Here is a 24,426-nt window from a genome sequence, read left to right as displayed (position 1 = left end):
TGTATAAGAGACAGCCGGTGCGGAGCGTAGCCTCCGCTCGTCCCCCCACCCCGACCCGACAGGAGCACCCGCATGCGTCACGTCACCCTCGGAACCCTCGACGTCGGCCGACTCGGTCTCGGCTGCATGGGCATGAGCGCCTTCTACTCCGGTGCCGCCGCCGACGACGCCGCGTCGACCGCCACGATCCACCGCGCCGTCGAACTCGGCGTCACGTTCTTCGACACCGCCGAGATCTACGGCCCCTACACGAACGAGGAACTCGTCGGCGCGGCCCTCCGCGAGCACCGCGACGAGGTCGTCATCGCCACGAAGGGCGGCAACATCCGGCACCGCGGCGACGGCCAGCGCGGCACGGACGGCAGCCCCGAGAACATCCGCATCGCCGTCGAGGGCTCGCTGCAGCGCCTCGGCACCGACCACATCGACCTCTACTACCAGCACCGCATGGACCCGGACACCCCGATCGAGGACACGGTCGGCGCGTTCGCGGAGCTCATCGAGCAGGGCAAGATCCTGCACTACGGCCTGTCCGAGGCGGCGCCCGAGCGGATCCGAGCCGCGCACGCCGTGCACCCGGTCACCGCCGTGCAGTCGGAGTACTCGCTGTGGACGCGGGACCCGGAGGAGGCCGTCATCCCCGTCCTCCGCGAACTCGGCATCGGCTTCGTGCCGTACTCGCCGCTCGGCCGCGGGTTCCTCACCGGCGCGCTCCGTGACCCCTCGAAGCTCGACGCCGACGACTTCCGTCGGAACAACCCGCGGTTCCAGGGCGAGGCGCTCCAGCAGAACCTGGCGATCGTCGACGAGGTCGAGCGCATCGCCCGCGAGGTCGACGCGACCCCGGCGCAGATCGCGCTCGCGTGGGTGCTCGCCAAGGGCGACGACATGGCGCCCATCCCCGGGACGAAGCGCATCGAGCGGCTCGAGGAGAACCTCGCGGCCGACGACCTCGTGCTGACGCCCGAGCAGATGGCCGCGCTCGACCGGCTCGAGCCGGCCGCGGGCGACCGCTACCCGGACATGTCGGGCCTCAACATCTGAGGACGCGCGCCCCGACGGACGGACGCGGGCAGCGCCTCCTGGCAGTGGGAATGCCGGGAGGCGCTGCCCGCTTATACACTCCGGTGCGGATTCCGGTCAACTACGGACTGGACAGCACCGAAACCGGCGACCTATGATAGAGGTTCGCGCTCCCTGGCATCGGTGTCGTCATATTGCGGTCGACCAAGGCCCCTGGTGCAGCGCTCCGGCTCTACCCCGTATATGGCGGCGGGGGTGACGGAGCAGCTCGCCTGATCATCCCACACCGACTCATCGGACCCAGGTCCGACACGGTGCGGGGTGCCCACCCGGGGTCGCCGAGCGATCAGTCCATCCACCTACATACTGCCCGTCAGTATCGGCCCGACGGGGCCATCCGGAGGTTACCCCCTTGGCTGCTGCGCCCAACGCATCCACCAACTCACCCAAGAACGGCCGCGCTCACCAGCGGCTCTCGTTCGCCAAGATCAAGGACACGCTCACCGTCCCCGATCTCCTCGCCCTCCAGACCGAGAGCTTCGACTGGCTCGTCGGCAACGACACCTGGAAGGCCCGCCTCGCCGAGGGGCAGGAGCAGGGTCGCACGGACCTCGCGCTCCACTCCGGGCTCGAGGAGATCTTCGAGGAGATCTCCCCGATCGAGGACCTGGGCGAGACCATGCAGCTCTCGTTCACGGCCCCCGAGCTCGAGGACCCCAAGTACTCGATCGACGAGTGCAAGGAGCGCGGCAAGACCTACGCCGCGCCGCTGTACGTCAACGCCGAGTTCATGAACCACATGACCGGTGAGATCAAGACGCAGACCGTGTTCATGGGCGACTTCCCGCTCATGACCGAGCGCGGCACGTTCATCATCAACGGCACCGAGCGCGTCGTCGTCTCGCAGCTCGTCCGTTCGCCCGGTGTGTACTTCGAGCGCGCCCAGGAGAAGACGTCCGACAAGGACATCTACTCCGCTCGCGTCATCCCGTCGCGCGGTGCCTGGCTCGAGTTCGAGATCGACAAGCGCGACCAGGTCGGTGTCCGCATCGACCGCAAGCGCAAGCAGTCCGTCACGGTCTTCCTCAAGGCGCTCGGCCTGACGAGCGAGGAGATCCTCGACGAGTTCAAGGGCTTCGCGTCGATCGAGGCCACCCTCGAGAAGGACGCCATCCTCACCAAGGAGGAGGCGCTTAAGGACATCTACCGCAAGCTCCGTCCGGGCGAGCAGGTCGCTGCCGAGGCCGCGCGTGCGCTCCTCGACAACTTCTACTTCAACCCGAAGCGGTACGACCTGGCCAAGGTGGGTCGCTACAAGATCAACCGCAAGCTCGGCATCGACGCGCCGCTGTCCGACTCGGTCCTGACCGTCGCCGACATCGTCGCGACCATCAAGTACCTCGTCGCGCTCCACGCCGAGCAGAAGACGCTGAACGGCGTCCGCGACGGCGAGCCGGTCCAGCTCCGCCTCGACGTCGACGACATCGACCACTTCGGCAACCGTCGCATCCGCGCCGTCGGCGAGCTCATCCAGAACCAGGTCCGCACCGGTCTGTCCCGCATGGAGCGCGTCGTCCGCGAGCGCATGACCACGCAGGACATCGAGGCGATCACGCCGCAGACCCTGATCAACGTCCGCCCCGTCGTGGCCGCGATCAAGGAGTTCTTCGGGACCAGCCAGCTGTCGCAGTTCATGGACCAGAACAACCCGCTCGCGGGCCTGACGCACAAGCGTCGTCTGTCGGCCCTCGGTCCGGGTGGTCTGTCGCGTGAGCGTGCCGGCGTCGAGGTCCGCGACGTCCACCCGTCGCACTACGGCCGCATGTGCCCGATCGAGACCCCGGAAGGCCCGAACATCGGCCTCATCGGTTCGCTCGCCTCGTTCGCCCGGATCAACTCCTTCGGGTTCATCGAGACGCCGTACCGCCGAGTGGTCAACGGTCAGGTCACGACGAACATCGACTACCTCACCGCCTCGGAAGAGGACGACTACGTCGTCGCCCAGGCGAACGCCCCGCTGACGAGCGACTTCAACTTCGTCGACGACAAGGTGCTCGTCCGCAAGAAGGGCGGCGAGGTCGAGCTCGTCGACAAGGCCGAGGTCGACTACATGGACGTCTCGCCGCGCCAGATGGTGTCGGTCGCGACCTCGCTCATCCCCTTCCTCGAGCACGACGACGCGAACCGCGCCCTCATGGGTGCGAACATGCAGCGCCAGGCCGTGCCGCTCCTCCGCTCCGAGTCGCCGCTCGTCGGCACCGGCATGGAGGGCTACACCGCGATCGACGCCGGTGACGTCGTCACCGCCGACGCCGCTGGTGTCGTGTCCGAGGTGTCGGCCGACGCGGTCACCGTCCAGCTCGACGAGGGCGGGACGCAGACCTACTACCTGCGCAAGTTCGACCGCTCGAACCAGGGCACGAGCTACAACCACCGCGTGATCGTCAACGCCGGTGAGCGCATCGAGGCCGGCGAGGTCATCGCCGACGGCCCCGCGACGGAGAACGGCGAGCTCGCGCTCGGCAAGAACCTCCTCGTCGCGTTCATGCCGTGGGAGGGCTACAACTACGAGGACGCGATGATCCTGTCGCAGAACCTCGTGAAGGACGACGTCCTCTCCTCGATCCACATCGAGGAGTACGAGGTCGACGCCCGCGACACCAAGCTGGGCAAGGAGGAGATCACCCGCGACCTGCCGAACGTCAGCCCGGACCTCCTGGCCGACCTCGACGAGCGCGGCATCATCCGCATCGGTGCCGAGGTCCGCCCCGGCGACATCCTGGTCGGCAAGGTCACGCCGAAGGGCGAGACCGAGCTCAGCGCCGAGGAGCGCCTGCTCCGCGCGATCTTCAACGAGAAGTCGCGCGAGGTCCGTGACACCTCGCTCAAGGTGCCGCACGGTGAAGAGGGCACGATCATCGGCGTCAAGGTGTTCGACGCGCAGGACGGCGACGACGAGCTCGGCTCGGGCGTCAACCAGCGCGTGGTCGTCTACATCGCCCAGAAGCGCAAGATCACCGCGGGTGACAAGCTCGCCGGCCGCCACGGGAACAAGGGCGTCATCTCGACGATCCTCCCGGTCGAGGACATGCCGTTCCTCGCCGACGGCACGCCGGTCGACATCGTCCTCAACCCGCTCGGCGTCCCCGGCCGCATGAACTTCGGCCAGGTCCTCGAGATCCACCTCGGGTGGCTCGCCAAGCAGGGCTGGAACGTCGAGGGCATCCAGGAGTGGGCCGAGAACCTGCCGGAGGCCGCGCGCACCGCGGCTCCGGGCACGAAGGTCGCGACCCCGGTGTTCGACGGCGCGGCGGAGCGCGAGATCGAGGGTCTCCTCGACTCGACCCTCCCGAACCGCGACGGCGAGCGGCTGATCGGCTCCTCGGGCAAGGCGCAGCTCTTCGACGGTCGCTCCGGCGAGCCGTTCCCGGAGCCCGTCTCGGTCGGCTACATGTACATCCTGAAGCTGCACCACCTGGTGGACGACAAGATCCACGCCCGCTCGACCGGCCCGTACTCGATGATCACGCAGCAGCCGCTGGGTGGGAAGGCGCAGTTCGGTGGTCAGCGCTTCGGCGAGATGGAGGTCTGGGCCCTCGAGGCCTACGGCGCCGCGTACGCCCTCCAGGAGCTCCTCACGATCAAGTCCGACGACATCCTCGGCCGCGTCAAGGTGTACGAGGCGATCGTCAAGGGCGAGAACATCCAGGAGCCCGGCATCCCGGAGAGCTTCAAGGTCCTCATGAAGGAGATGCAGTCGCTCTGCCTGAACGTCGAGGTCCTCTCGGCCGACGGCACCGCGGTCAGCCTCCGCGACACGGACGACGAGGTCTTCCGCGCCGCTGAAGAGCTCGGCATCAACATCTCCTCGCGGTTCGAGTCGTCCACGATCGACGACATCTGATCCCGCCCGACACACGTCAGATCCAGCAAGAGAGAAGAACATTGCTCGAAGCAACTTCCTTTGACGCACTGCGGATCGGCCTCGCCACGGCCGACGACATCCGTCAGTGGTCGTACGGCGAGGTCAAGAAGCCGGAGACCATCAACTACCGCACTCTGAAGCCCGAGAAGGACGGTCTGTTCGGCGAGCAGATCTTCGGTCCGTCCCGCGACTGGGAGTGCGCCTGCGGCAAGTACAAGCGCGTCCGGTTCAAGGGCATCGTCTGCGAGCGCTGCGGTGTCGAGGTCACCAAGTCCTCGGTCCGCCGTGACCGCATGGGCCACATCGAGCTCGCTGCGCCCGTCACGCACATCTGGTACTTCAAGGGCGTCCCGTCGCGCCTCGGGTACCTGCTCGACATGGCGCCGAAGGACCTCGAGAAGGTCATCTACTTCGCGGCGTACATGATCATCGACATCGACGAGGAGGGCCGTCACGCCGACATGCCCGGCCTCGAGAACGAGATGCGCCTCGAGATCAAGAACCTCGAGAACCAGCGCGACTCGATCATCGCCGACCGCCTCAAGAAGCTCGAGGACGACCTCGCGGCGCTCGAGGAAGAGGGCGCCAAGAGCGACCAGAAGCGTCGCACCAAGGACGGCGCCGAGAAGGAGATGTCGCAGGTCCGCAAGTCCTTCGACGAGGACATCACGCGCCTCGAGCGGGTGTGGGAGGACTTCCGCAACCTCAAGGTCGGCGACCTCAAGCCCGAGGACGCCGTGTTCCACGAGCTCCAGGACCGGTACGGGATCTACTTCGACGCCTACATGGGCGCCGAGGCGATCAAGCTCCGGCTCGAGGGCTTCGACCTGAACGCCGAGGCCGAGGCGCTGCACCTGCAGATCGCCGAGGGCAAGGGCCAGAAGAAGATCCGCGCGATCAAGCGTCTCCGCGTCGTGAACTCCTTCCTCATCACCGGCAACTCGCCGGCGGCGATGGTCCTCGACGTCGTGCCGGTGATCCCGCCGGAGCTGCGCCCGATGGTGCAGCTCGACGGTGGCCGCTTCGCCACGAGTGACCTCAACGACCTCTACCGCCGTGTGATCAACCGCAACAACCGTCTCCGCCGCCTGCTCGACCTCGGTGCCCCCGAGATCATCGTGAACAACGAGAAGCGCATGCTGCAGGAGGCCGTGGACGCGCTGTTCGACAACGGTCGCCGTGGTCGTCCGGTCACGGGTACCGGCAACCGCGCCCTCAAGTCCCTGAGCGACATGCTCAAGGGCAAGCAGGGTCGCTTCCGCCAGAACCTGCTCGGCAAGCGCGTCGACTACTCCGGTCGTTCGGTCATCATCGTGGGCCCGCAGCTCAAGCTCCACCAGTGCGGTCTCCCGAAGCAGATGGCGCTCGAGCTGTTCAAGCCGTTCGTCATCAAGCGCCTGATCGACCTGTCGCACGCACAGAACATCAAGGCCGCCAAGCGCATGGTCGAGCGGTCGCGCGCGCAGGTGTGGGACGTCCTCGAGGAGATCATCCGCGAGCGCCCCGTGCTGCTCAACCGCGCGCCCACGCTGCACCGCCTCGGCATCCAGGCCTTCGAGCCGCAGCTCGTCGAGGGCAAGGCGATCCAGCTCCACCCGCTCGTGTGTGCCGCGTTCAACGCGGACTTCGACGGTGACCAGATGGCCGTGCACCTGCCGCTGTCGGTCGAGGCCCAGGCCGAGGCCCGCATCCTGATGCTCGCCTCGAACAACATCCTCAAGCCGTCGGACGGCCGCCCGGTGACCCTGCCCGCGCAGGACATGATCATCGGTCTGCACCACCTGACGACCGTCACCGAGGGTGCCGTCGGCGAGGGCCGCGCGTTCTCGTCCGTCGCCGAGGCGATCCTCGCGAAGGACCAGGGCTCGCTGCACCTCAACGCGCTCGTGAAGATCCGCATGTCGGACCTCCACTTCGCCGAGGGCGAGGCCCCCGAGGGCTTCGAGGCCGGTCAGCCGTTCATCCTCGAGACGACCCTCGGTCGCGCGCTCTTCAACGAGACCCTCCCGGCGGACTACCCGTTCGTCCAGAAGGTCGCGGACAAGGGCACGCTGTCGTCGATCGTGAACGACCTCGCGGAGCGGTACCCCAAGGTCGAGGTCGCTGCGGCGCTCGACCGGATCAAGGACGCCGGCTTCTACTGGGGCACCCGCTCGGGTGTCACGGTGGCGCTGTCGGACGTCGTGACCCCGCCCCGCAAGAAGGAGATCATCGCCGGCTACGAGACGCAGGCGGCGAAGGTCCAGGGCGAGTTCGACAAGGGTCTGATCACCGACGCCGAGCGTCGCGCGGACCTGATCAAGATCTGGACCGAAGCCACGAACGAGATCGCGCAGGAGATGCGCGACAACTTCCCGAAGGACAACACCATCAACCGCATGGTGTCCTCGGGTGCTCGTGGTAACTGGCTCCAGGTCCGGAACATCGCCGGTATGCGTGGTCTGGTGAACAACCCGAAGGGCGAGATCATCGCCCGCCCGATCATCAACTCCTACCGGGAGGGCCTGACCGTGGCGGAGTACTTCATCGCCACGCACGGTGCCCGCAAGGGCCTCGCCGACACCGCGCTCCGCACGGCGGACTCCGGGTACCTCACCCGTCGTCTCGTCGACGTGTCGCAGGACGTCATCATCCGTGAGGACGACTGCGGGACGACGCGTGGGCTCGAGCTGCCGATCGCGACCAAGGACGCGGACGGCACGATGCACCGCGACGCCACGGTCGAGAACACCGTGTACTCCCGCACGCTCGCGACCGCGGTCACGGACGAGCAGGGCACGGTCCTCGCCGACGCCGGTGAGGACGTCGGTGACGTCCTCATCGACAAGCTCGTCGCGGCGGGTGTCGAGAGCATCAAGGTGCGCTCGGTCCTGACGTGCGAGTCGGCGGTCGGCGTCTGCGCGAAGTGCTACGGCCGCTCGCTCGCCACGGGCAACCTGGTGGACATCGGCGAGGCCGTCGGCATCATCGCGGCCCAGTCGATCGGCGAGCCCGGCACGCAGCTCACGATGCGCACGTTCCACACGGGTGGTTCGGCGTCGGCGGACGACATCACGCAGGGTCTGCCCCGCGTGACGGAGCTCTTCGAGGCCCGCACCCCGAAGGGTGCGTCGCCCATCGCGGAGGCCGCCGGTCGCGTGACGATCGAGGACACGGACAAGCAGCGTCGGGTCATCCTGACGCCGGACAACGGTGACGAGCCGTTCGTCTACCCGGTGCTCAAGCGTGCGACCCTCCTCGTCGAGGACGGCCAGCACGTCGAGCTCGGCGAGCAGTTCATCGCCGGCACGGTCGACCCGAAGGAGGTCCTCCGGGTCAAGGGTGTCCGCGAGGTGCAGAAGCACCTGGTGGGTGGCGTGCAGGACGTGTACCGCTCGCAGGGTGTGCCGATCCACGACAAGCACATCGAGGTCATCGTCCGCCAGATGCTCCGCAAGGTGACGGTCGTCGACCACGCCGACACCGAGCTGCTCCCGGGTGAGCTCGTCGACCGTTCGCGGTACAACGAGATCAACCGTGCGGCGCTCCAGGAGGGCAAGAAGACCGCTTCCGCCCGCCAGGAGGTCATGGGCATCACCAAGGCGTCCCTCGCGACCGAGTCGTGGCTGTCCGCCGCGTCCTTCCAGGAGACCACCCGCGTCCTGACGCAGGCGGCCATGGAGGGCAAGCAGGACCAGCTCGTCGGTCTCAAGGAGAACGTCATCATCGGCAAGCTCATCCCCGCGGGGACGGGCCTCAGCCGGTACCGGAACGTGGACGTCCAGGCCACCGAGGAAGCCAAGGCGGAGCGGTACCCCAACCGCATCTTCGCCGACGACTCCTCGTTCTCGGACGCCGACCTGAGCTTCGTCGACTTCGACAGCTTCTCGTCGGACGACTTCACGCCGGGTACCTACAACTGAGTCAGGTGACCACGAAGGGCCCCGCACCGATCATCGGTGCGGGGCCCTTCCGCGTTCCCCGGTCCTCCGGTCCCTTCGGGAGATCGCAGTCGTCGCCGTTCCGACCGGGGTCGGAGCGACAACCACTGCGATCTCGCCGGTGCTCTGTGGCCGGCCGCGGCCGGGAGGGGCGGTGGGCGGCCGCCCCGTGCCTCCCGACCGGCGTCAGCCCTTGCCGGGCGCGCGACCGGCGTCGCTGTCGCGCCCGGACTCGTCACGACCCGTCTCGTCGATGAGCGAGTAGAGGCTCAACACGTTGCCGTCGGGATCGCGGAAGTCGAAGTACTCGACGGCGCCGGGGACCCGGGCGATCGGGCCGACGTCGATGCCGAGGGCGCCGATCCGCGCGTGCTGGGCGGCGACGTCATCGACGCCGAACCGGACGGCCACGCACTGCTCCTCGGCGTGCTCGTCCTCGTACAGCTGGATCCAGATGCCGCTGACCTCGTACTCGGCGACGCCGTCGGCGGGCTCGAGGTCGGGCTCGGCGCGCTCGAACACCGCGCCGTACCAGAGGCACGACGCCTCGATGTCGGTGACGGGGAGCCCGACGGTCACGCTCGTGATGTCCATGGTCCATCTTGCGACACCGGCGCTGTGCCCGTCGAGATCCCCGCCGAGCCGGACGGACGGTTCCTGGGAGACTGGCGGCATGAGCACGAGCACCACGTCCCTCGCCGAGCGGGTGACCGCTCCGGCGGCCCTGTCGCTGCCCACGTCGATCGCCGGGCTGTCGTTCCGGCCGCTCGAGCAGCGTGACCTCGAGGCCGTGCACCAGCTCATCGTCGCCGCTGCCGCGGTCGACGCCCCGACGTGGCGGCCCTCCCGAGGCGAGATCGCCCACTGGTTCTCCACAAGTGGCGTCGATCCGCAGCGGGACGGCCTCGTCGGCGTCGATGCTGGTGGGCATGTCATGGCTGCAGCGCTCGACCTCGCGGTCCCCGGACGCGAGACCATGCTCCGCGTCCTGCTCCTCGGCGCCGTGCACCCCGACGTCCGCGGGCAGGGGATCGGCCGACGCGTCCTCGCCTGGCAACTCGGTCGCGGTCGGCAGCTCCTCGCGGCCTCGGAGCTCACGGTGCCGGGCATGCTCGAACTCGCCGCGGCCGAGGGCTCGGGACCGCTGCGTCTCGCCGCACGCGCCGGTCTCGTGCCGCTCCGGTACTGGCTCGAGCTCGAACGTGACCTCGCCGATCCGATCCCCGACCGCGCCGTCCCGGACGGGTTCGTGCTCCGGCCGTCCGTCGAGTCCGACGTCGAGGCGATCCGCATCGCCCGGAACGACGCCTTCCGCGACCACTGGGGATCGCAGTCGACCCCGGCCGAGGACTGGGCGCGCCGGTTCCACGAGGACACCTTCCGCTTCGACCTCTCGTACGTCGTCGTCGACGGGTCGGGAGTCGTGGTCGCGTTCTCGGTCACCGAGGTCGATCCCGACGCCTTCGCGGCCCGGGGTGGATCGCACGCCTACGTCGACTACGTGGGGGTCGTGCGCGACCACCGAGGGCGGGGACTCGCCCCGCTCGTGCTCGGCGCGACCATGCGGGCAGCCCAGCGGGCCGGCCTCGACCACGTCGTGCTCGACGTCGACGCGGAGAACCCCTCCGGGGCGCTCGGCCTCTACGAGCGGATGGGGTTCGTACGGGCGCGCACGACCGTCAGCCACGCAGCGCTGTTCTGATCCAGCGCGGTCCCCCCTCTTTCTGGGACTGCGCCCGGATCATGCGCACGAATTAGCGTGGGTCAACGTCCGAGAACGCGGCGTCCCGGGTCCGATCCGCATCGCGTTCCGGCCGCATCGACGAGGTCTCGGTCATCCCTGCCGTGCCGCGTCCCCTGATCGTGCGAGAACAAGGAGGTGAGGAGCGCCATGGCGACCCTCTCGGAGATCCTCATCCTCAACGGCGCGCTGCCGATCGAGCACCTCGACACCCTCACCGGCGACGAGCAGGTGGACGAGCGGGCGATCCGGTCCCTCGTCGACCAGGGCGTCGTGAGCGAGGCCCAGTTCGTCACGGCGCGTGCGGCGTCGAACAACTCGAAGTCCGTGCCGCTCACCGACTACCCCGTCGACGGCACCGCGGTGTCCATGCTCCCGGCCGCCCTGTGTCGTCGGCACGGGATCCTCGGCGTCGGGTTCGAGGGCGAGGCCCTCGTCCTCGCGATGGTGAACCCCGCGAACGTGCTCGCCCTCGATGACGCCCGTGCCGCGTCCGGTCGGGTCATCAAGCCGCTGCAGGTGGACGAGCGCGACATGGTCGCCGCACTCGACCGGTACCTCCGTGCGGACGACGAACTCAACGACCTGACCTCCTCGCTCGAGGAGGAAGCTGGTGTGCACCACGACGAGCAGGTCGACATCGGCGACGGTGGCCTCGACGACGTCCCGATCGTCCGGTTCGTGAACCTGCTCGTGTCGCAGGCGATCCAGGACCACGCGTCCGACATCCACATCGAGCCCGGCGAGCACGACGTCCGGGTCCGCTACCGCATCGACGGCGTGCTGCACGAGATGACGCCGGCGCCGAAGAACATCCAGAACGGTGTCATCAGCCGGCTCAAGATCATGAGCGACATCGACATCGCCGAGCGACGGAAGCCGCAGGACGGCCGCATGTCCGTGCGGCACGGCGGTCGGCAGATCGACCTCCGCGTCGCGACGCTCCCCACCGTGTGGGGCGAGAAGGTCGTCATGCGGATCCTCGACAACTCGAACACGTCGATGTCCCTGCGCGACCTCAACCTGCTCGAGCGCAACGCCGAGGCGTACAAGCGCTCCTACTCCAAGCCGTACGGCATGATCCTCGTCACGGGCCCGACGGGTTCCGGCAAGTCGACCACGCTGTACACGACGTTGAACGCCGTCGCGAAGCCCGAGATCAACGTCATCACCGTCGAGGACCCGGTAGAGTACCGGATGCCGGGCGTCAACCAGGTGCAGGTCAACCCGAAGGCGGGCCTGACCTTCGCCTCGGCGCTGCGGAGCATCCTCCGGTCCGACCCCGACGTGGTCCTGCTCGGTGAGATCCGCGACCACGAGACGGCCCAGATCGCCATCGAGGCGTCGCTCACCGGTCACCTCGTGCTCTCGACCCTCCACACGAACGACGCCCCGAGCGCGGTCACCCGCCTCACCGAGATGGGCATCGAGCCGTTCCTCGTCGGCTCTGCCCTCGACTGCGTCGTCGCGCAGCGCCTCGCCCGCAAGCTCTGCGACCGCTGCAAGGCACCGGCGAACCACACCATGGAGCGACTCCGGGACCTCCGCTTCATCGACGACGTGGCGCAGCCCCTGCCGACCGTGTACGCACCGGTCGGCTGCGCCGTGTGCTCGAACACCGGGTACCGCGGCCGCATCGCCCTGCACGAGGTCATGACGGTCTCCGAGGAGATCGAGCGCCTCGCCGTCTCCCGCAGCTCGAGCGTCGAGATCAGCCGGGTCGCCCAGGCCCAGGGCATGCTCACGCTCCGCCAGGACGGCTGGGAGAAGGTCAAGCTCGGCCTCACCAGCGTCGAGGAGATCCTGCGCGTCGTCGCGTAGCCCAGAGAACGAACGAACAGGTCATCGCATGAGTGATTCGGTCTACGACCTCGGTGCCGGCTCGGACGAGCCCGTCGCCGGATGGCACCCCGGCTCCGCGGGCAACGTCGTCGGTGGACGGCGCGCGGCGCGGCTCGCGGAGACCGGCCAGCAGCCGGTCGTCGCGGGCACCGGGCGTGTGTTCGACCTGTCGGACGACGCTGCGTGGGCCGCGCCCGAGAGGTCCGGCTCGGCCACGTCCTACACCGAGCCCGCGACGTACACCGAGCCCGTGTACGTCGCCCCGGACGGTGGCGTTCCCGCCACTCCACCCGCGCCGCAGTATCCCGTGGCGCCCCATGTCACGGCGCTCTCGGCGGTCGCGTTCACTCCCGCAACGGCAGCCCACGTCGCGCCCCTGCCGCCGGTCGTCATGGACCAGAACGGCGCGAGGATCGCCTACACGGATCATGCACGAGGGATCGCGGATCCCGATCTCATCATCGCGTTGACCGAAGTGGTGATACAGGGCGCCTCCGACCTCCACGTCACCGCAGACGCGGCACCCACCGTCCGGGTGGACGGCGGACTCAGGCCGGCTGTGCCGGGAGGGGCATGGTCTCGTTCGAAGGTGATCGCCGCGTTGCGGACACTCTTGAGCGTGGACCAGCTCGCGCAGTTCGAGGAGCACCAGGAACTCGACTTCGCGTACTCGCTCTCGAACGAGTCGCGGTTCCGCGTCAACTACTACCAGCAGCGCGGGAACTGGGGAGCAGCGTTCCGACTTATTCCGACGAAGATCAAGACGCTCAAGGAGCTCGGCATCCCCGAGGATGTGAGCGACTTCGCGAACCTCCCGCGCGGACTCGTCCTCGTCACCGGCCCGACCGGCTCCGGCAAGTCGACGACGCTCGCCGCGCTCATCGACCTGGTCAACGAGACCCGCGCGGACCACATCGTCACGGTCGAGGATCCGATCGAGTTCATGCACGATCACAAGCGCTCGATCATCAACCAGCGTGAGGTCGGGGCGGACACCCATTCGTTCGCGAACGCATTGAAACACGTCTTGCGCCAAGACCCGGACGTCATCCTCATCGGCGAGCTCCGCGACCTCGAGACCATCTCGGTCGCGCTCACCGCAGCCGAGACCGGTCACCTCGTGTTCGCGACCCTGCACACGCAGAGTGCGCCCGGCACCATCGACCGCGTCATCGACGTTTTCCCGCCGCACCAACAGGGGCAGATCCGCACGCAGTTGGCATCGACGCTTCAGGGTGTCATCTGCCAGACGCTGGTTCCCCGGGCGAGCGGCAAGGGGCGGATCGTCGCGACCGAGGTCATGCGGACGACCCCCGCCATCGGCAATCTCATCCGCGAGGGCAAGACCTACCAGATCACCTCCGCGATGCAGGCGGGTGCTGATCTGGGGATGCACACGATGGACCAGGACCTCGCCGAACTCGTCAACGTGGGCACAGTGACGCGCCGAGCCGCGATGGAGAAGGTCCACGACAAGGAGGGCTTCGACCGGCTGGTGCAGCGCGTCGAGAGCCCCAGCGAGTCGTCCGCGAGCGCGATCGCCGCAAGCGAGATCGACTTCGGCGACAAGTACTCCGGAGGTTACTGATGTCCCTCGCATTCGACTACCGGGGCCGTGACGTCTCCGGCAATCTGGTCAAAGGGCGGCTCGATGCCGCAAGCGAGGGCGCCGCGGTCGCGCGGCTCCGGACGATGGGTGTCTCCCCGATCGCGTTGAACGAGGCGAAGCCGGGGACGGGCCTGCAGCGCGAGATCACCATCCCGGGCTTCGTGAGAACGGTAGGGCTCAAGGAACTCGCGATCATGGCACGTCAGGCTTCGACGATGCTCTCGTCGGGCCTGTCACTCCTGCGGACCCTCACGATCCTGGCCGACCAGACCGACACCAAGAAGCTCGGCGAGATCCTCGGTAAGGTGCGCGACGAGGTCGAGCAGGGCGTGTCGTTCTCGGATGCCGTCGCGAAGTACCCGGTGGACTTCCCACCGATCATGATCAACATGGTGCGGGCGGGGGAGACCGGGGGGTTCCTCGACCAGGCCATGGACTCGATCGCGACGAACTTCGAGAAGGAGCACAAGCTCCGGACGACGATCAAGTCCGCGATGACCTACCCGACGGTCGTCCTCATCATGTCGTTGACCAGCGTCGTCGTGATGCTCGTCTTCATCGTGCCGATCTTCCAGAACATGTTCTCGAGTCTGGGCGGTCAGCTTCCGCTGCCGACGCTCATCCTCGTCGGCGCCTCACATGCGATGGTCTGGCTGGGGCCGCTCCTGGCCGTTGGCGTGATCGTGGGGTGGTTGTGGTTCCGAGCCAACAAGAACAAAGAATCGGTCCGCGCCGTCCTCGACCCGCTCAAATTACGGCTCCCGGTGTTCGGGCAATTGAACAAGAAGATCGTGATCGCGCGGTTCGCACGCAATTTCTCGAACATGATCGGGGCGGGTGTCCCCATTCTCCAGGCGTTGAAGATCGTCGGTGAGGTGGCCGACAACCACGTCGTGCAGAAAGCGCTCGACCGCGTGAGTGAATCCGTTCGGAAAGGCGAATCCATCGCCGGTCCGCTGGAACGCGAAGCTGTGTTCCCGAGCATGGTTTCCCAGATGATCGCGGTCGGCGAGGACGCCGGATCGATGGAGATCATGCTCGAGAAGATCGCGGTCTTCTACGACGCGGAGGTCGAGGCCACCACCGAGGCGCTGACGTCGTTGATCGAGCCGCTGTTGATTGCCTTCCTCGGCGTCGTGGTCGGCGGCATGATCGTGGCGCTGTACCTGCCGATCTTCCAGATCACCAATCTCATCCACTGAGCGAATGTAGATGAACGCCCCCGTGTGGGGGTGGTTCGCCGCCGGACTGACCCCGCTTCTGGGGGCATTTCCCTGCCCTGATCACCCCCGTTCTCGGGATTCTCGTCTCCGCGTGTCCTGAATACGCTTGTCCCCGGCGGCGAGCACACGCCGGACCCGAATCCCCCTTTCACATTCCTAGAAAGAATGGATACTCATGTACTTCCGTCTCATGGGCAAGCTCAACGCTCGCCGGCAGAACCTGCTCGAGGAGAACGAGAAGGGCTTCACCCTGATCGAGCTCCTGGTCGTCGTGATCATCATCGGCATCCTCGCCGCGATCGCGATCCCGGTGTACCTGGGCGTGCAGAAGAACGCGCAGGACAGCGGAACGCAGACCGACGTCACGAACGCGAAGACCGCGGTGGTGTCGATGATGACGAACACCGGTTCATCCAGCCTGTCGAGTCAGTCGTTGTTGACGACCAATGGCACCGCTCCGACGGCTCCGACCGGCAGCACCCAGAGCTGGTCGGACGCGGGCGTGACCACCTCGGCCAACACCAAGATCCTGTACCTCAAGGTCGGCAGCAACGGCTCGTACTGCGTCACTGGTCAGAGCACGAACAACACGTACTTCGTGGCGACCGACACCACCGGAACCCAGAAGGTGACGACGCTTCCGACCGGCTGCTCAGCCTCCTGACGACTGCTGCAACGTGAAGGCGGGGCGCCTCGGCGCTCCGCCTTCGTCCGGGCCGAGTCCCTGAACGTGATTCCTGGCAACAACGCACTGACTGCGAGGAGGTGGCGCATGATCCGGTACCTGGCCGATCGCCTCCGTCCTCGTGACGGTGCTACCGACGAGTCCGGCTTCACGATCATCGAGGTCATGGTGGCGATGATGGTGTTCGCACTCATCTCCGTCGGCATCGCCTACTCGCTCACCGACGCTCTCGTCCTCACCTCCGACTCCCGTTCTCGGGAGGTCGCCACGAATCTCGCCGCTCAGGCGATCGACGTCGCACGTACGACCTCGGACGTCTTCGACGTCGCCGATGTCAAGGCCGGTGACCCGGGTTCGACCCAGGTGGTGAACGGAACGACCTTCACCGTCACGCGATCGACCAACTGGATCACCTCCAGTGGCGCAGCTGGTGCTTGCGGTACGGGTGCCGGCACGCTGGCATACAAGCGCGTGAACGTCAACGTGACCTGGAACACCCAGGCGAAGCAGACGTCGTCCGTCCACGCCGACACGCTCATCGCGCCCGACAGCGCGGTCAATGACCCGACGCTCGGCACACTCATCGTCACGGTTCAATCGGCAACCGGCGCGGGCAGCCCGGGTGTCACGGTCACGGTCAAACCCGACAGCCCGGCGAACGGCGCGACGACGATCACCACCCAGCCGGACGTGACGGACGCCAACGGCTGCTCGTACGCACTCAAGGTCACGCCCGGGAACTACGTCGTCTCCATCACGCGGTCGGGCGGTGTGAACTCGGTCCCGACGTCCGCGACGAGCGCGCCCTCGGGCTACCTCCAGGACGTGACTCCGTCCAAGTCCGTCGTCGTCGCGGCGGGTGCCGACGCGTCCGCCTCGTTCCAGTACGACTCCGCGACGACGATGAACATGCAGTACGCCGCGAACTACACCTCCACGAGCCCCGCGGCGACGCTGCCGACGAACCTCACGGCGACGTTCGAGAACGCGGCACTCGTACCGCCGATCACGACGAGTGCGTCCACGTCCGTCAAGGCATTCCCGTTCCTGGACGGGTACCAGGTCGTCGCTGGCGCCTACGTCCCGAAGACGTCCGGGGCGAACAGCTGTCTCAGCGTCAACCCGTCCCAGTGGACGACACCAGCTACGTCAGACGGAGCAGTCGGCGCGGCGAGTGCGACGTGGCAGACCACGGTGGGGGCGACCGCTCCGAGCACGGTCACCGTGCCGATGGGTGTCGTCACGGTGCCGATCTCGCCTTCGCAGCCCTACATCACGGCCGTGAGCTCGACGACCTGGCCTTCGGACGACCCCGGATGCAACGACGCCAGCACCTCGGGGGCGCAGGTGTACACGTTTCCGAAGGCGTCCGTGTCCGGCAGCAGTCCCACATTGACCATCGCCCTGCCGTACGGGACCTGGACGATATACCAGAGCAATGTCGCGTCCGGCAAGACGAGTAACCTCGTCGCCGCGAACAGCGGGAAGAACATCACCTTCCGGACCCGAGGGCAGGTCAACACTTCGACGGCGGCGCTGGTCCTGACCTATGCGAACACGATCACGCTCGACCCGCGGATGGTGCCGTGATGCAGGGGCAGAGCGCACTGCGCGGCTTTCACGCGGAGGAGCGCGGGGTGTCGATGATCGAGCTGATCATCGCGATGGGACTCACCGCCATCATCCTGGTGACAGTCGGTGGTTTCCTCGGTGCTGCCGAGAAGGCGAGCGTGCTCAACGGTGCCGTGGACAGGAACACCCGAACGGCGTCCAACGCGATGAAGGAGATGGAGCGGACCCTGCGAGTGGCGACGGCGAATCCCGAGCAGGCGAGCTTGACGGATGATCCCGCATTCATCATCGCAGCTGCGGAAGACGTGAAGTTCTACGCATACGTCAACCTCGCGTCCGCTGAGGAGCAGCCCGTGATCGTCGAGTTCAAGGTCGATCCCACGACGCGGAACCTCGTCGAGTATCAGTACGCCTCGACGCCGATCACGACCGGCTACTGGTCATACGCAGCGGCGCCCACGCGGACCACGGTGCTCGGCGGCCCGGTGTCGGTTCAGACGAGTGGTGGCCAGCCCCTGTTCACCTACGCCGGATCGGACGGTTCGGCTGTTCCCACCGATTCAACCGGTGCGGTGAGCGGAACGACCAACCTCCGGTCCATCGACTCAGTCGCCATCAAGCTCGAGGTCGGCTCGACGACTGCCGGAGCCCGGTCGAACGTGCTCATGTCGAACACGGTCGGCATGGTCAACCTGGGGCAGGCGAACTGATGCGACGTCTCTGGTACTGGCTGCGCGGTCACGACGACGAGCAGGGCGCGGCCCTCGTCGCCGTCGTCGGAGTGGGCGCGGTCCTGATGGTGCTCGCCGCGACGATGCTCGGGGTGGCTGCCAGCGGCACGGTGAAGTCCTCGGCGGACGAGGACTGGACGAACGCCATGTCCGCCGCTTACGCCGGCCTCGCGGACTACCAGAGCAAGTTGACAGCGGACAACTCGTACACGCAGTACGGCAATCCCGCATCGTCATTCAGCGCGGGGAGCACGTTCACAGGCCAGGCGAGCAACCCCGCGTTCTCGATCGCGGCCGGTTCGTGGGTGTCCGTGCCGACATCGAACACCGGCGGTGTCAAGGAGTACTACCGGTACGAGGTCAACAACCGGAACTACTACTCGAACGGCGTCATCAAGGTGCGTGTGACGGGGAAGAGCGGCAACGCCACTCGGAGCCTGGTTGCGGACCTCAAGGGCACCGGGTTCATCGACTACCTCTACTTCACCGACTACGAGGTGAGCGACCCGGCGATCACCGGCTCGACGTGTACCCCTGAGCACCTCACGGACTCGGGTTACTCGTCACGCGTTGATTGCAATCGAATCCAGTTCGCATCCGCCGACGTCCTCGAGGGACCGGTGCGTACGAACGACGAGTTCACGATCTGCGGCGCGACCTTCGACATGAGCGTCGAGTCGACCGCGGCGGATGGCGCCTACGTCAAGCCGACCGGGTGCAACAGTCCGACCTTCAACAAGGCCTACAACGGGGGCAGGACCAAGCACGTCCCATCGATCGCGCTCCCGGCGACGAACGCCAACCTCAAGCAGGAGACGCGGTCGGACCTCACGTCGAGCACCGTGCCGAACCCGGGCTGCCTGTACACCGGACCGACCTCGATCGTGTTCAACAGCGACGGGACCATGACGGTTCGATCGCCGTGGACCAAGAAGACCGAGATCGCTGGGGATCCGGCGTCATCCGGCACCACGCCAGCTGCCTGTGGGACCGTCGGAACAGGCACGAATCAACTCGGCAGCACGGCGGGGCAGACCCTCGCCGTTCCGAATCAGAACCTGTTGTACGTCCAGAATGTGCCCGCGACCACGGGCGACCCGAACTACTGGGCTTCGAACGCTCAACCGAACACGAAGTCGTGCAAGGGTGCGGACGGGACCACCACGGGGAACGGCATCGGCTGGCCGTTGACGAACGAGGACACGTCCCAGCTCGACGCGACGACCCCGTACGGATGCCGGAATGGTGACGTGTTCGTGTCGGGTACGGTGAACGCCAAGGCGACGGTCGCCGCTCAGAACTACGTGTACGTCACGGGAAACCTGACCTATCAGGACAAGAAGGACGACATCCTGGGCTTGGTCGGGCAGCAGGCCGTCTGGGTGTCCAACCCCGTGTCCAAGTCGACATCGTGCTCCTACTTCGGCTGCAGCACGTCCTACACACCCATCAACGGGTACAAGGACCGTGAGATCGATGCGGCGATCGCATCCAACGAGGGCACGTTCACCGTTCAGAACTACGACCAAGGCAGCAAGTCCCTCGGTACGCTCACCGTGTACGGATCGATAGCGCAGAAGTTCCGTGGCCCGGTCGCGCAGTCGTCGACCGGCGGTAACGTGGGCAGCGGCTACGTCAAGGACTACCAATACGATGCGCGTCTCCAGTACGAGGCGCCGCCGAAGTTCCTGCAACCCGTCTCGACGAACTACGGGATCACGACCCAGGTCGAGGTGAAGGCGGCGTACAAGCCGGACGGGACACCGACCTCGTGACCGGCATCACCGCAGTGGCCTCGGTGATCGCCTTGCTGGGCCTGCTCATCGGATCGTTCCTCAACGTCGTCGTGTACCGCGTGCCGGCCGGGATCTCCGTGGTCGCTCCCGCGAGTGCATGCCCGACCTGCGGCCACGCCATCCGTGCCGTCGACAACGTCCCGGTGCTGTCCTGGTTGCTCCTGCGCGGACGCTGCCGGTACTGCCGAGCGCGGATCTCGGTGCGCTACCCGCTCGTCGAGGCGATCACGTGCGGGTTGTTCCTGGCCGTGGCCGTCCGGATCTGGGCCCTCCCAGCCCGACCTGCGAACGATGCGGATCGAGCGCTGGCCGCACACTCCGTGCTCCTCGTCGCGTTCTTGTACCTCATGGCGATCAGCGTTGCGCTGTCCCTCATCGACGTCGAGACGCACACGCTGCCGAACGTGATCGTCCTGCCTGCGTACCCCGTGTGCCTTGTCCTGCTCGCAGGTGTCTCGGTGCTCACGGGCGACGGAGCGGCGTTCGTTCGAGGGGTCATCGGACTCGCGGCGCTCGGTCTCGGGTACCTCATGCTGGCGATACTCGTCCCGGGCGGGATGGGGCTCGGCGACGTGAAACTCGCGGGTGTGCTCGGGTTCGTGCTGGCGTACCTCGGATGGGGACCCCTCGCAGTGGGTGCTTTCGGTGCTTTCCTGCTCGGCGGTATCTTCGCCATCGTCCTGGTGGCGATGCGCCGAGCGCGGCGCGGGAGCGGCATCCCCTTCGGCCCCTGGATGATCGGTGGCGCGTGGGTGGGCGTGTTTCTCGGCGGAGCGATCTGGAACGGGTACCTCGGCATCATCGGGCTGGCCTGAGGGCCACGAACGGGAGAACGACACATGGCGAAGAGCATCGTCGGCCTGGACATCGCTGGCACCTCCGTGCGGGCGGTCGAGGTGAGCGACGCGACGAAGGCCCGACCCACCATCGTGAGGTTCGCAGAACTGCCGCTCCCCGAGGGCGCCGTCAGCCGCGGTGAGGTGATCGAGCAGAACACGGTCGCCGGGGCATTGAAGAAGCTCTGGTCGCTCGGGCGCTTCCGCTCCAAGGACGTCGTGCTCGGGATGGGCAACCAGCGAGTGCTCTCGCGTGACCTCACCGTTCCGAAGCAGCCGCTCGCGCAGATCCGGGAGTCGCTCCCGTTCCAGGTCCAGGACATGCTGCCGGTCCCGGTGGTCGACGCGATCCTCGACTTCTACCCGACGTCCGAGGGCGCGAGTGAGGCGGGATCCGTGGTGAACGGCCTCCTCATCGCCGCGGTGAAGGACGCCGTCCTCGCGAACGTCCAAGCCGTCCAGCTCGCCGGCCTCAACCCCGCCGGAGTTGACCTCATCCCGTTCGCCCTCAACAGGGTGTTGGTCGGTCGTCAGAATCTCCGGGGCACGGTGACGATGATCGAGATCGGCGCTCAGACCACCAGCGTGGTCGTCACGACGGACGGTATCCCCAAGTTCGTCCGACTCATCCCAACGGGTGGGGAAGACGTGACCAAGACCCTGTCGGCGCGGCTCGAGATCCCGTTCGAGCACGCGGAGACGGTGAAACGACACCTCGGTATCGCGGGTAGCCCGCAGACCGTCGACGACAGCCGCGCGATCGCGGTGACGCGTGAAACCGTGAACGAGCTGCTCGCGAGCCTCCGGAACACGATCAACTACTTCACCAGCACGCACCCGTCGGAGCAGGTGTCTGGGATCGTGCTGTCCGGAGGAGGCGCTCACCTCCCCGGATTCGCTGCCGCACTCGCGGAGTACGCGCGCCTTCCGGTCATGATCGGGAACGCGTTCGAGAACGTGGCGGTTGCGCGGTCCATCTCGCAGCAGGACGTCGCCCAGCGCGGTGGATCGATCGCCGTTGCCTACGGTCTCGCAGTCGGGAGCAAGGCAGCATGAGCGCGACGAGGGAGTCGATCGCGGTGGACGGGGCGTTGGCGGGAAGCAGCATGAAGGGCGCATCAAAGCCGCGGGCGAAGGCGTCGAGGACCGTGCGGGTGGGACGCGGGAACGCCGGCGAGCGGCGAGGAGGCCGGTCGCAGGAGGTGGGCGGCAACGCGTCGGTTGCCCCACAGCTCGTCCTCGTCGGCGCTGAGCCGCGAGTCGACCTCCTACCGAGTGAGGTGCATGTCCACCGCCGCGAGCGGGCCGCCATCCGGCGGGCTTGGCTCGCAGTGGTGGTCGTCGCGGCGCTCGTCATCGCTGCGACTGCCGGCGCCGCCGCGGAGTCTGTTCACTCACGGGTCGACCTCGCGACGGCGAACACGGAGACGAACGCGCTCGCATCCCAGCAGGGACAGTTCACGGACCTCCGTGACGTCGAGCAGCAGACGGCGCTCCGGGAGGCGGCGCAGACCGTGGGTGGTTCCACCGAGATCAACTGGTCGGACCTGCTGCACCGGGTGGCGAACTCGCTCCCCGCCGGTGTGACGATCACGTCATTGAGCATCGACGCGGCCAACGCGACCACGCCCTACACGCAGGCGACGACCCCCCTCCAGGGGCAGCGAGTGGCGACGATCCAGCTGCAGGCGGTCAGTGCCTCCGTGCCCGCCGTGCCGACTTGGCTCGACGCAGTCAAGGAGCTGCCCGGTTATGTCGATGCGAACGCGGGTTCGGTCACACAAGCTTCGGGAGCCGGGGAATACACGGTCGCTCTGACCATCCACGTCGGCGAGAAGGCCTACGACGGCCGGTACGCCGCGGACAAGACCGGAGGCGAGTGACCGTGACCAGGAACCGGATCCACCTGCTGATCGCCATCGCCGCGTCCGTGGTCGTCGCGGTCGGCGGCTTCTTCCTCGCCGTACGTCCACTGCTGGCATCGACGGACTCGAACGAGGCACAAGCATCGACGGTTGACGCCTCCAATGCGCAGAGCCGTGCCGAACTCGCGCGCCTCACCGAGAAGAACAAGTCCCTCGCAGCGCTCAAGACGGCGCTCGCGAAGCTTCAGCGCTCGGTGCCGTCTACGCCGTCCGCTGATTCCTTCTACCGCGAGCTCTCGACCGCTGCCTCCACGAGCGGCGTGACGATCGGCACGATCACCACGGGTGATGCAACCGGCTACACCTCTCCGACAGCCAGTACCTCGACGAGCACGACCTCGACATCCACCTCGTCCTCGAGCACGGCGACGGCCTCCCCGAGCGCGACCCCCTCACCGTCCCCGAGCGCGACGCCGACAGCGGCGCCGACGCCGACGGCGCCGGTGCCCGCGACGAACGCGCTCATCACGCCCTCGAATTTCTCCCTGATCCCGGTGTCCGTGCAGGTGAGCGGAACCTACGACCAAGCGCTTGCCTTCACGAAGGCGGTGCAGTCGGGCGACCGTTTGTTCCTCGTCGACGCCATCACCGCTTCGACGTCGTCGCAGGACTCCTCGACGGGGACCACCACCTCCGGCGCGATGTCCTGGACGCTCGGCGGTGACATCTACGTCCTGGCCTCGACGGCCTCTGGGGCGAAGAACGGTTGAGCGTCTGCCACCCATCCGCCCCCGGCACTACGCTCGTCCCATGTCCCGGTGGCTCCTCGCGACGATGACGACGGTGCTGTTCTTCGCGCTCGTCATCGCGGTCACGGGGTTCGAGAGCCTGTTCTCCGGCCTCGAGGTCATCCGCCAACCCGACGCCACCCCGTACCTCGGCCCGGCGATGGTGACGGGCGTCGCGATCGTGGTGTTCGCAGGCACGGCGGTGGGTGCGCGGAGCGGCAGTCCGGCGATGTCCGGGCTGGTGTGTGCGGCCACGGCGTACCTCGTCATGCTCGGCGTCGGGTCGGTCGGCTACGCGTTGGTCCACGGTGACGCCGCGCAGCTCGTGGTGTTCCCCGCCGGCTACGCGCTCGGCCCCTTCGTCGTGGGCACGGTCGTCATCGCGCTCGTGGTCGTGATCGCGGCGGTGCTCCTGGCCCGCCACGAGGACCGCCGCCGCCAGGAGGGCGGGTCCGGCTTCCGTACCGGGCGGTCGTGACGACCGAGGAGGCCGCCGCCGCCCACACCGTCCCTCCCGTCCCGATCCCCGGTGCCATGACGGCCGCTCCGGTCGGCCTCACCCGGGAGCGCGTCGTTCTCGGCGACGTTCTCGAGTCCGGCCGAACGGGCATCGCGAGTGCGGGTCCGGTCGCGTTCCCCGCGGACGGTGTCGTCACGGGCGTCACGGGCGTCACGGGCGTCACGGGCATCACGAACGCGGGAGCGGTGTGCCGACCGACGGTGACGAACGGCACCGACGCGGGCACGGCCTCCTGAGCGGGATTGACCGCCTCTGTCACGCCGAGTAATCTTGTTCCGGTGTGCGCCGACAGCGGCGTGCCCGGAAGTCCGAACGCTCACGGAGCGGTACAGGACATGTCCGTCCCAGGC

General features: G+C 67.4%; 18 protein-coding genes. 17 read left to right on the top strand and 1 reads right to left on the bottom strand.

Annotated features, from left to right (window positions below; all coding sequences use genetic code 11):
- Positions 1–72 precede the first annotated feature (72 nt).
- The 3 genes from DEI82_RS12225 to rpoC all read left to right on the top strand — a co-directional run bounded on the left by DEI82_RS12225 (position 73) and on the right by rpoC (position 8,850).
- Entirely contained in the window at positions 73–1,044 is a 972-nt protein-coding gene (locus tag DEI82_RS12225; protein WP_111009883.1) for an aldo/keto reductase, read from the top strand.
- Positions 1,045–1,435: 391 nt separating this feature from the next.
- Entirely contained in the window at positions 1,436–4,927 is a 3,492-nt protein-coding gene (gene rpoB, locus DEI82_RS12220; protein ID WP_111009882.1) for a DNA-directed RNA polymerase subunit beta, read from the top strand.
- Positions 4,928–4,968: 41 nt separating this feature from the next.
- A complete protein-coding gene (gene rpoC, locus DEI82_RS12215; RefSeq protein ID WP_111012113.1) occupies positions 4,969–8,850 on the top strand; it encodes a DNA-directed RNA polymerase subunit beta' in 3,882 nt (1,293 codons plus the stop codon).
- 204 nt (positions 8,851–9,054) lie between these two features.
- Here the strand turns inward: rpoC and DEI82_RS12210 are convergent, their stop codons facing one another.
- On the bottom strand, positions 9,055–9,462 hold the full coding sequence (locus tag DEI82_RS12210; protein WP_111009880.1) for a VOC family protein: 408 nt from the start codon (positions 9,460–9,462) through the stop codon (positions 9,055–9,057).
- Positions 9,463–9,541: 79 nt separating this feature from the next.
- On the opposite strand from DEI82_RS12210, the gene DEI82_RS12205 reads away from it, so the two are divergent.
- From DEI82_RS12205 to DEI82_RS12135, 14 genes are all read left to right on the top strand, one after another.
- A complete protein-coding gene (locus DEI82_RS12205; protein WP_111036954.1) occupies positions 9,542–10,570 on the top strand; it encodes a GNAT family N-acetyltransferase in 1,029 nt (342 codons plus the stop codon).
- Positions 10,571–10,759: 189 nt separating this feature from the next.
- Entirely contained in the window at positions 10,760–12,430 is a 1,671-nt protein-coding gene (locus DEI82_RS12200; RefSeq protein ID WP_111036952.1) for a GspE/PulE family protein, read from the top strand.
- A 28-nt stretch (positions 12,431–12,458) separates the two neighbouring features.
- Complete coding sequence (locus DEI82_RS12195) at positions 12,459–14,039, top strand: type IV pilus twitching motility protein PilT (RefSeq protein ID WP_181435198.1); 1,581 nt, start codon at positions 12,459–12,461, stop codon at positions 14,037–14,039.
- A complete protein-coding gene (locus DEI82_RS12190) occupies positions 14,039–15,262 on the top strand; it encodes a type II secretion system F family protein (protein WP_181435197.1) in 1,224 nt (407 codons plus the stop codon). Before DEI82_RS12195 ends, DEI82_RS12190 begins: the two co-directional genes overlap by 1 nt.
- A gap of 196 nt (positions 15,263–15,458) precedes the next feature.
- Positions 15,459–15,947, top strand: coding sequence for a type II secretion system protein (locus DEI82_RS16630; RefSeq protein ID WP_111036950.1), 489 nt, complete (start codon positions 15,459–15,461; stop codon positions 15,945–15,947).
- A 108-nt stretch (positions 15,948–16,055) separates the two neighbouring features.
- Positions 16,056–17,558: a prepilin-type N-terminal cleavage/methylation domain-containing protein gene (locus tag DEI82_RS12180; protein WP_111036948.1), complete on the top strand. Its 1,503-nt coding sequence runs from the start codon at positions 16,056–16,058 to the stop codon at positions 17,556–17,558.
- Between the two features lie 47 nt (positions 17,559–17,605).
- The gene (locus tag DEI82_RS12175) at positions 17,606–18,250 is read left to right on the top strand and encodes a type II secretion system protein J (protein ID WP_111036946.1); all 645 of its coding nucleotides are present in this window, start codon (positions 17,606–17,608) and stop codon (positions 18,248–18,250) included.
- Positions 18,250–20,046 (top strand): hypothetical protein, encoded by a 1,797-nt coding sequence (locus DEI82_RS12170; RefSeq protein ID WP_111036944.1) that lies wholly within the window; start codon positions 18,250–18,252, stop codon positions 20,044–20,046. Before DEI82_RS12175 ends, DEI82_RS12170 begins: the two co-directional genes overlap by 1 nt.
- Entirely contained in the window at positions 20,043–20,882 is an 840-nt protein-coding gene (locus DEI82_RS12165; RefSeq protein WP_111036942.1) for an A24 family peptidase, read from the top strand. The genes DEI82_RS12170 and DEI82_RS12165 overlap by 4 nt, the downstream gene beginning before the upstream one ends.
- A 24-nt stretch (positions 20,883–20,906) precedes the next feature.
- A complete protein-coding gene (pilM, locus tag DEI82_RS12160; RefSeq protein ID WP_111036940.1) occupies positions 20,907–21,959 on the top strand; it encodes a type IV pilus assembly protein PilM in 1,053 nt (350 codons plus the stop codon).
- On the top strand, positions 21,956–22,786 hold the full coding sequence (locus DEI82_RS12155; RefSeq protein WP_146242907.1) for a PilN domain-containing protein: 831 nt from the start codon (positions 21,956–21,958) through the stop codon (positions 22,784–22,786). The genes pilM and DEI82_RS12155 overlap by 4 nt, the downstream gene beginning before the upstream one ends.
- A 2-nt stretch (positions 22,787–22,788) precedes the next feature.
- A complete protein-coding gene (locus DEI82_RS16255; protein ID WP_181435196.1) occupies positions 22,789–23,538 on the top strand; it encodes a hypothetical protein in 750 nt (249 codons plus the stop codon).
- Between the two features lie 40 nt (positions 23,539–23,578).
- On the top strand, positions 23,579–24,034 hold the full coding sequence (locus DEI82_RS12140; protein WP_111036933.1) for a DUF6121 family protein: 456 nt from the start codon (positions 23,579–23,581) through the stop codon (positions 24,032–24,034).
- A complete protein-coding gene (locus DEI82_RS12135; protein ID WP_111036931.1) occupies positions 24,031–24,312 on the top strand; it encodes a hypothetical protein in 282 nt (93 codons plus the stop codon). Before DEI82_RS12140 ends, DEI82_RS12135 begins: the two co-directional genes overlap by 4 nt.
- Positions 24,313–24,426: the final 114 nt, after the last annotated feature.

The sequence above is a fragment of the Curtobacterium sp. MCBD17_019 genome (assembly GCF_003234555.1).
Lineage (GTDB): Bacteria > Actinomycetota > Actinomycetes > Actinomycetales > Microbacteriaceae > Curtobacterium.
Note: the sequence above shows the minus strand (reverse complement) of the source record. Positions and strands in the feature narration are given on the sequence as shown.

What these genes read in the sequence shown, in the direction of transcription:
- DEI82_RS12155 (WP_146242907.1), top strand. Translation starts at nt 21,956, where the DNA reads ATGAGCGCGACGAGGGAGTCGATCGCGGTGGACGGGGCGTTGGCGGGA.
- pilM (WP_111036940.1), top strand. Translation starts at nt 20,907, where the DNA reads ATGGCGAAGAGCATCGTCGGCCTGGACATCGCTGGCACCTCCGTGCGG.
- DEI82_RS12205 (WP_111036954.1), top strand. Translation starts at nt 9,542, where the DNA reads ATGAGCACGAGCACCACGTCCCTCGCCGAGCGGGTGACCGCTCCGGCG.
- DEI82_RS12170 (WP_111036944.1), top strand. Translation starts at nt 18,250, where the DNA reads ATGCGACGTCTCTGGTACTGGCTGCGCGGTCACGACGACGAGCAGGGC.
- DEI82_RS12200 (WP_111036952.1), top strand. Translation starts at nt 10,760, where the DNA reads ATGGCGACCCTCTCGGAGATCCTCATCCTCAACGGCGCGCTGCCGATC.
- DEI82_RS12225 (WP_111009883.1), top strand. Translation starts at nt 73, where the DNA reads ATGCGTCACGTCACCCTCGGAACCCTCGACGTCGGCCGACTCGGTCTC.
- DEI82_RS16630 (WP_111036950.1), top strand. Translation starts at nt 15,459, where the DNA reads ATGTACTTCCGTCTCATGGGCAAGCTCAACGCTCGCCGGCAGAACCTG.
- DEI82_RS12140 (WP_111036933.1), top strand. Translation starts at nt 23,579, where the DNA reads ATGTCCCGGTGGCTCCTCGCGACGATGACGACGGTGCTGTTCTTCGCG.
- DEI82_RS12210 (WP_111009880.1), bottom strand. Translation starts at nt 9,462, where the DNA reads ATGGACATCACGAGCGTGACCGTCGGGCTCCCCGTCACCGACATCGAG.
- DEI82_RS12180 (WP_111036948.1), top strand. Translation starts at nt 16,056, where the DNA reads ATGATCCGGTACCTGGCCGATCGCCTCCGTCCTCGTGACGGTGCTACC.
- DEI82_RS12195 (WP_181435198.1), top strand. Translation starts at nt 12,459, where the DNA reads ATGAGTGATTCGGTCTACGACCTCGGTGCCGGCTCGGACGAGCCCGTC.
- DEI82_RS12190 (WP_181435197.1), top strand. Translation starts at nt 14,039, where the DNA reads ATGTCCCTCGCATTCGACTACCGGGGCCGTGACGTCTCCGGCAATCTG.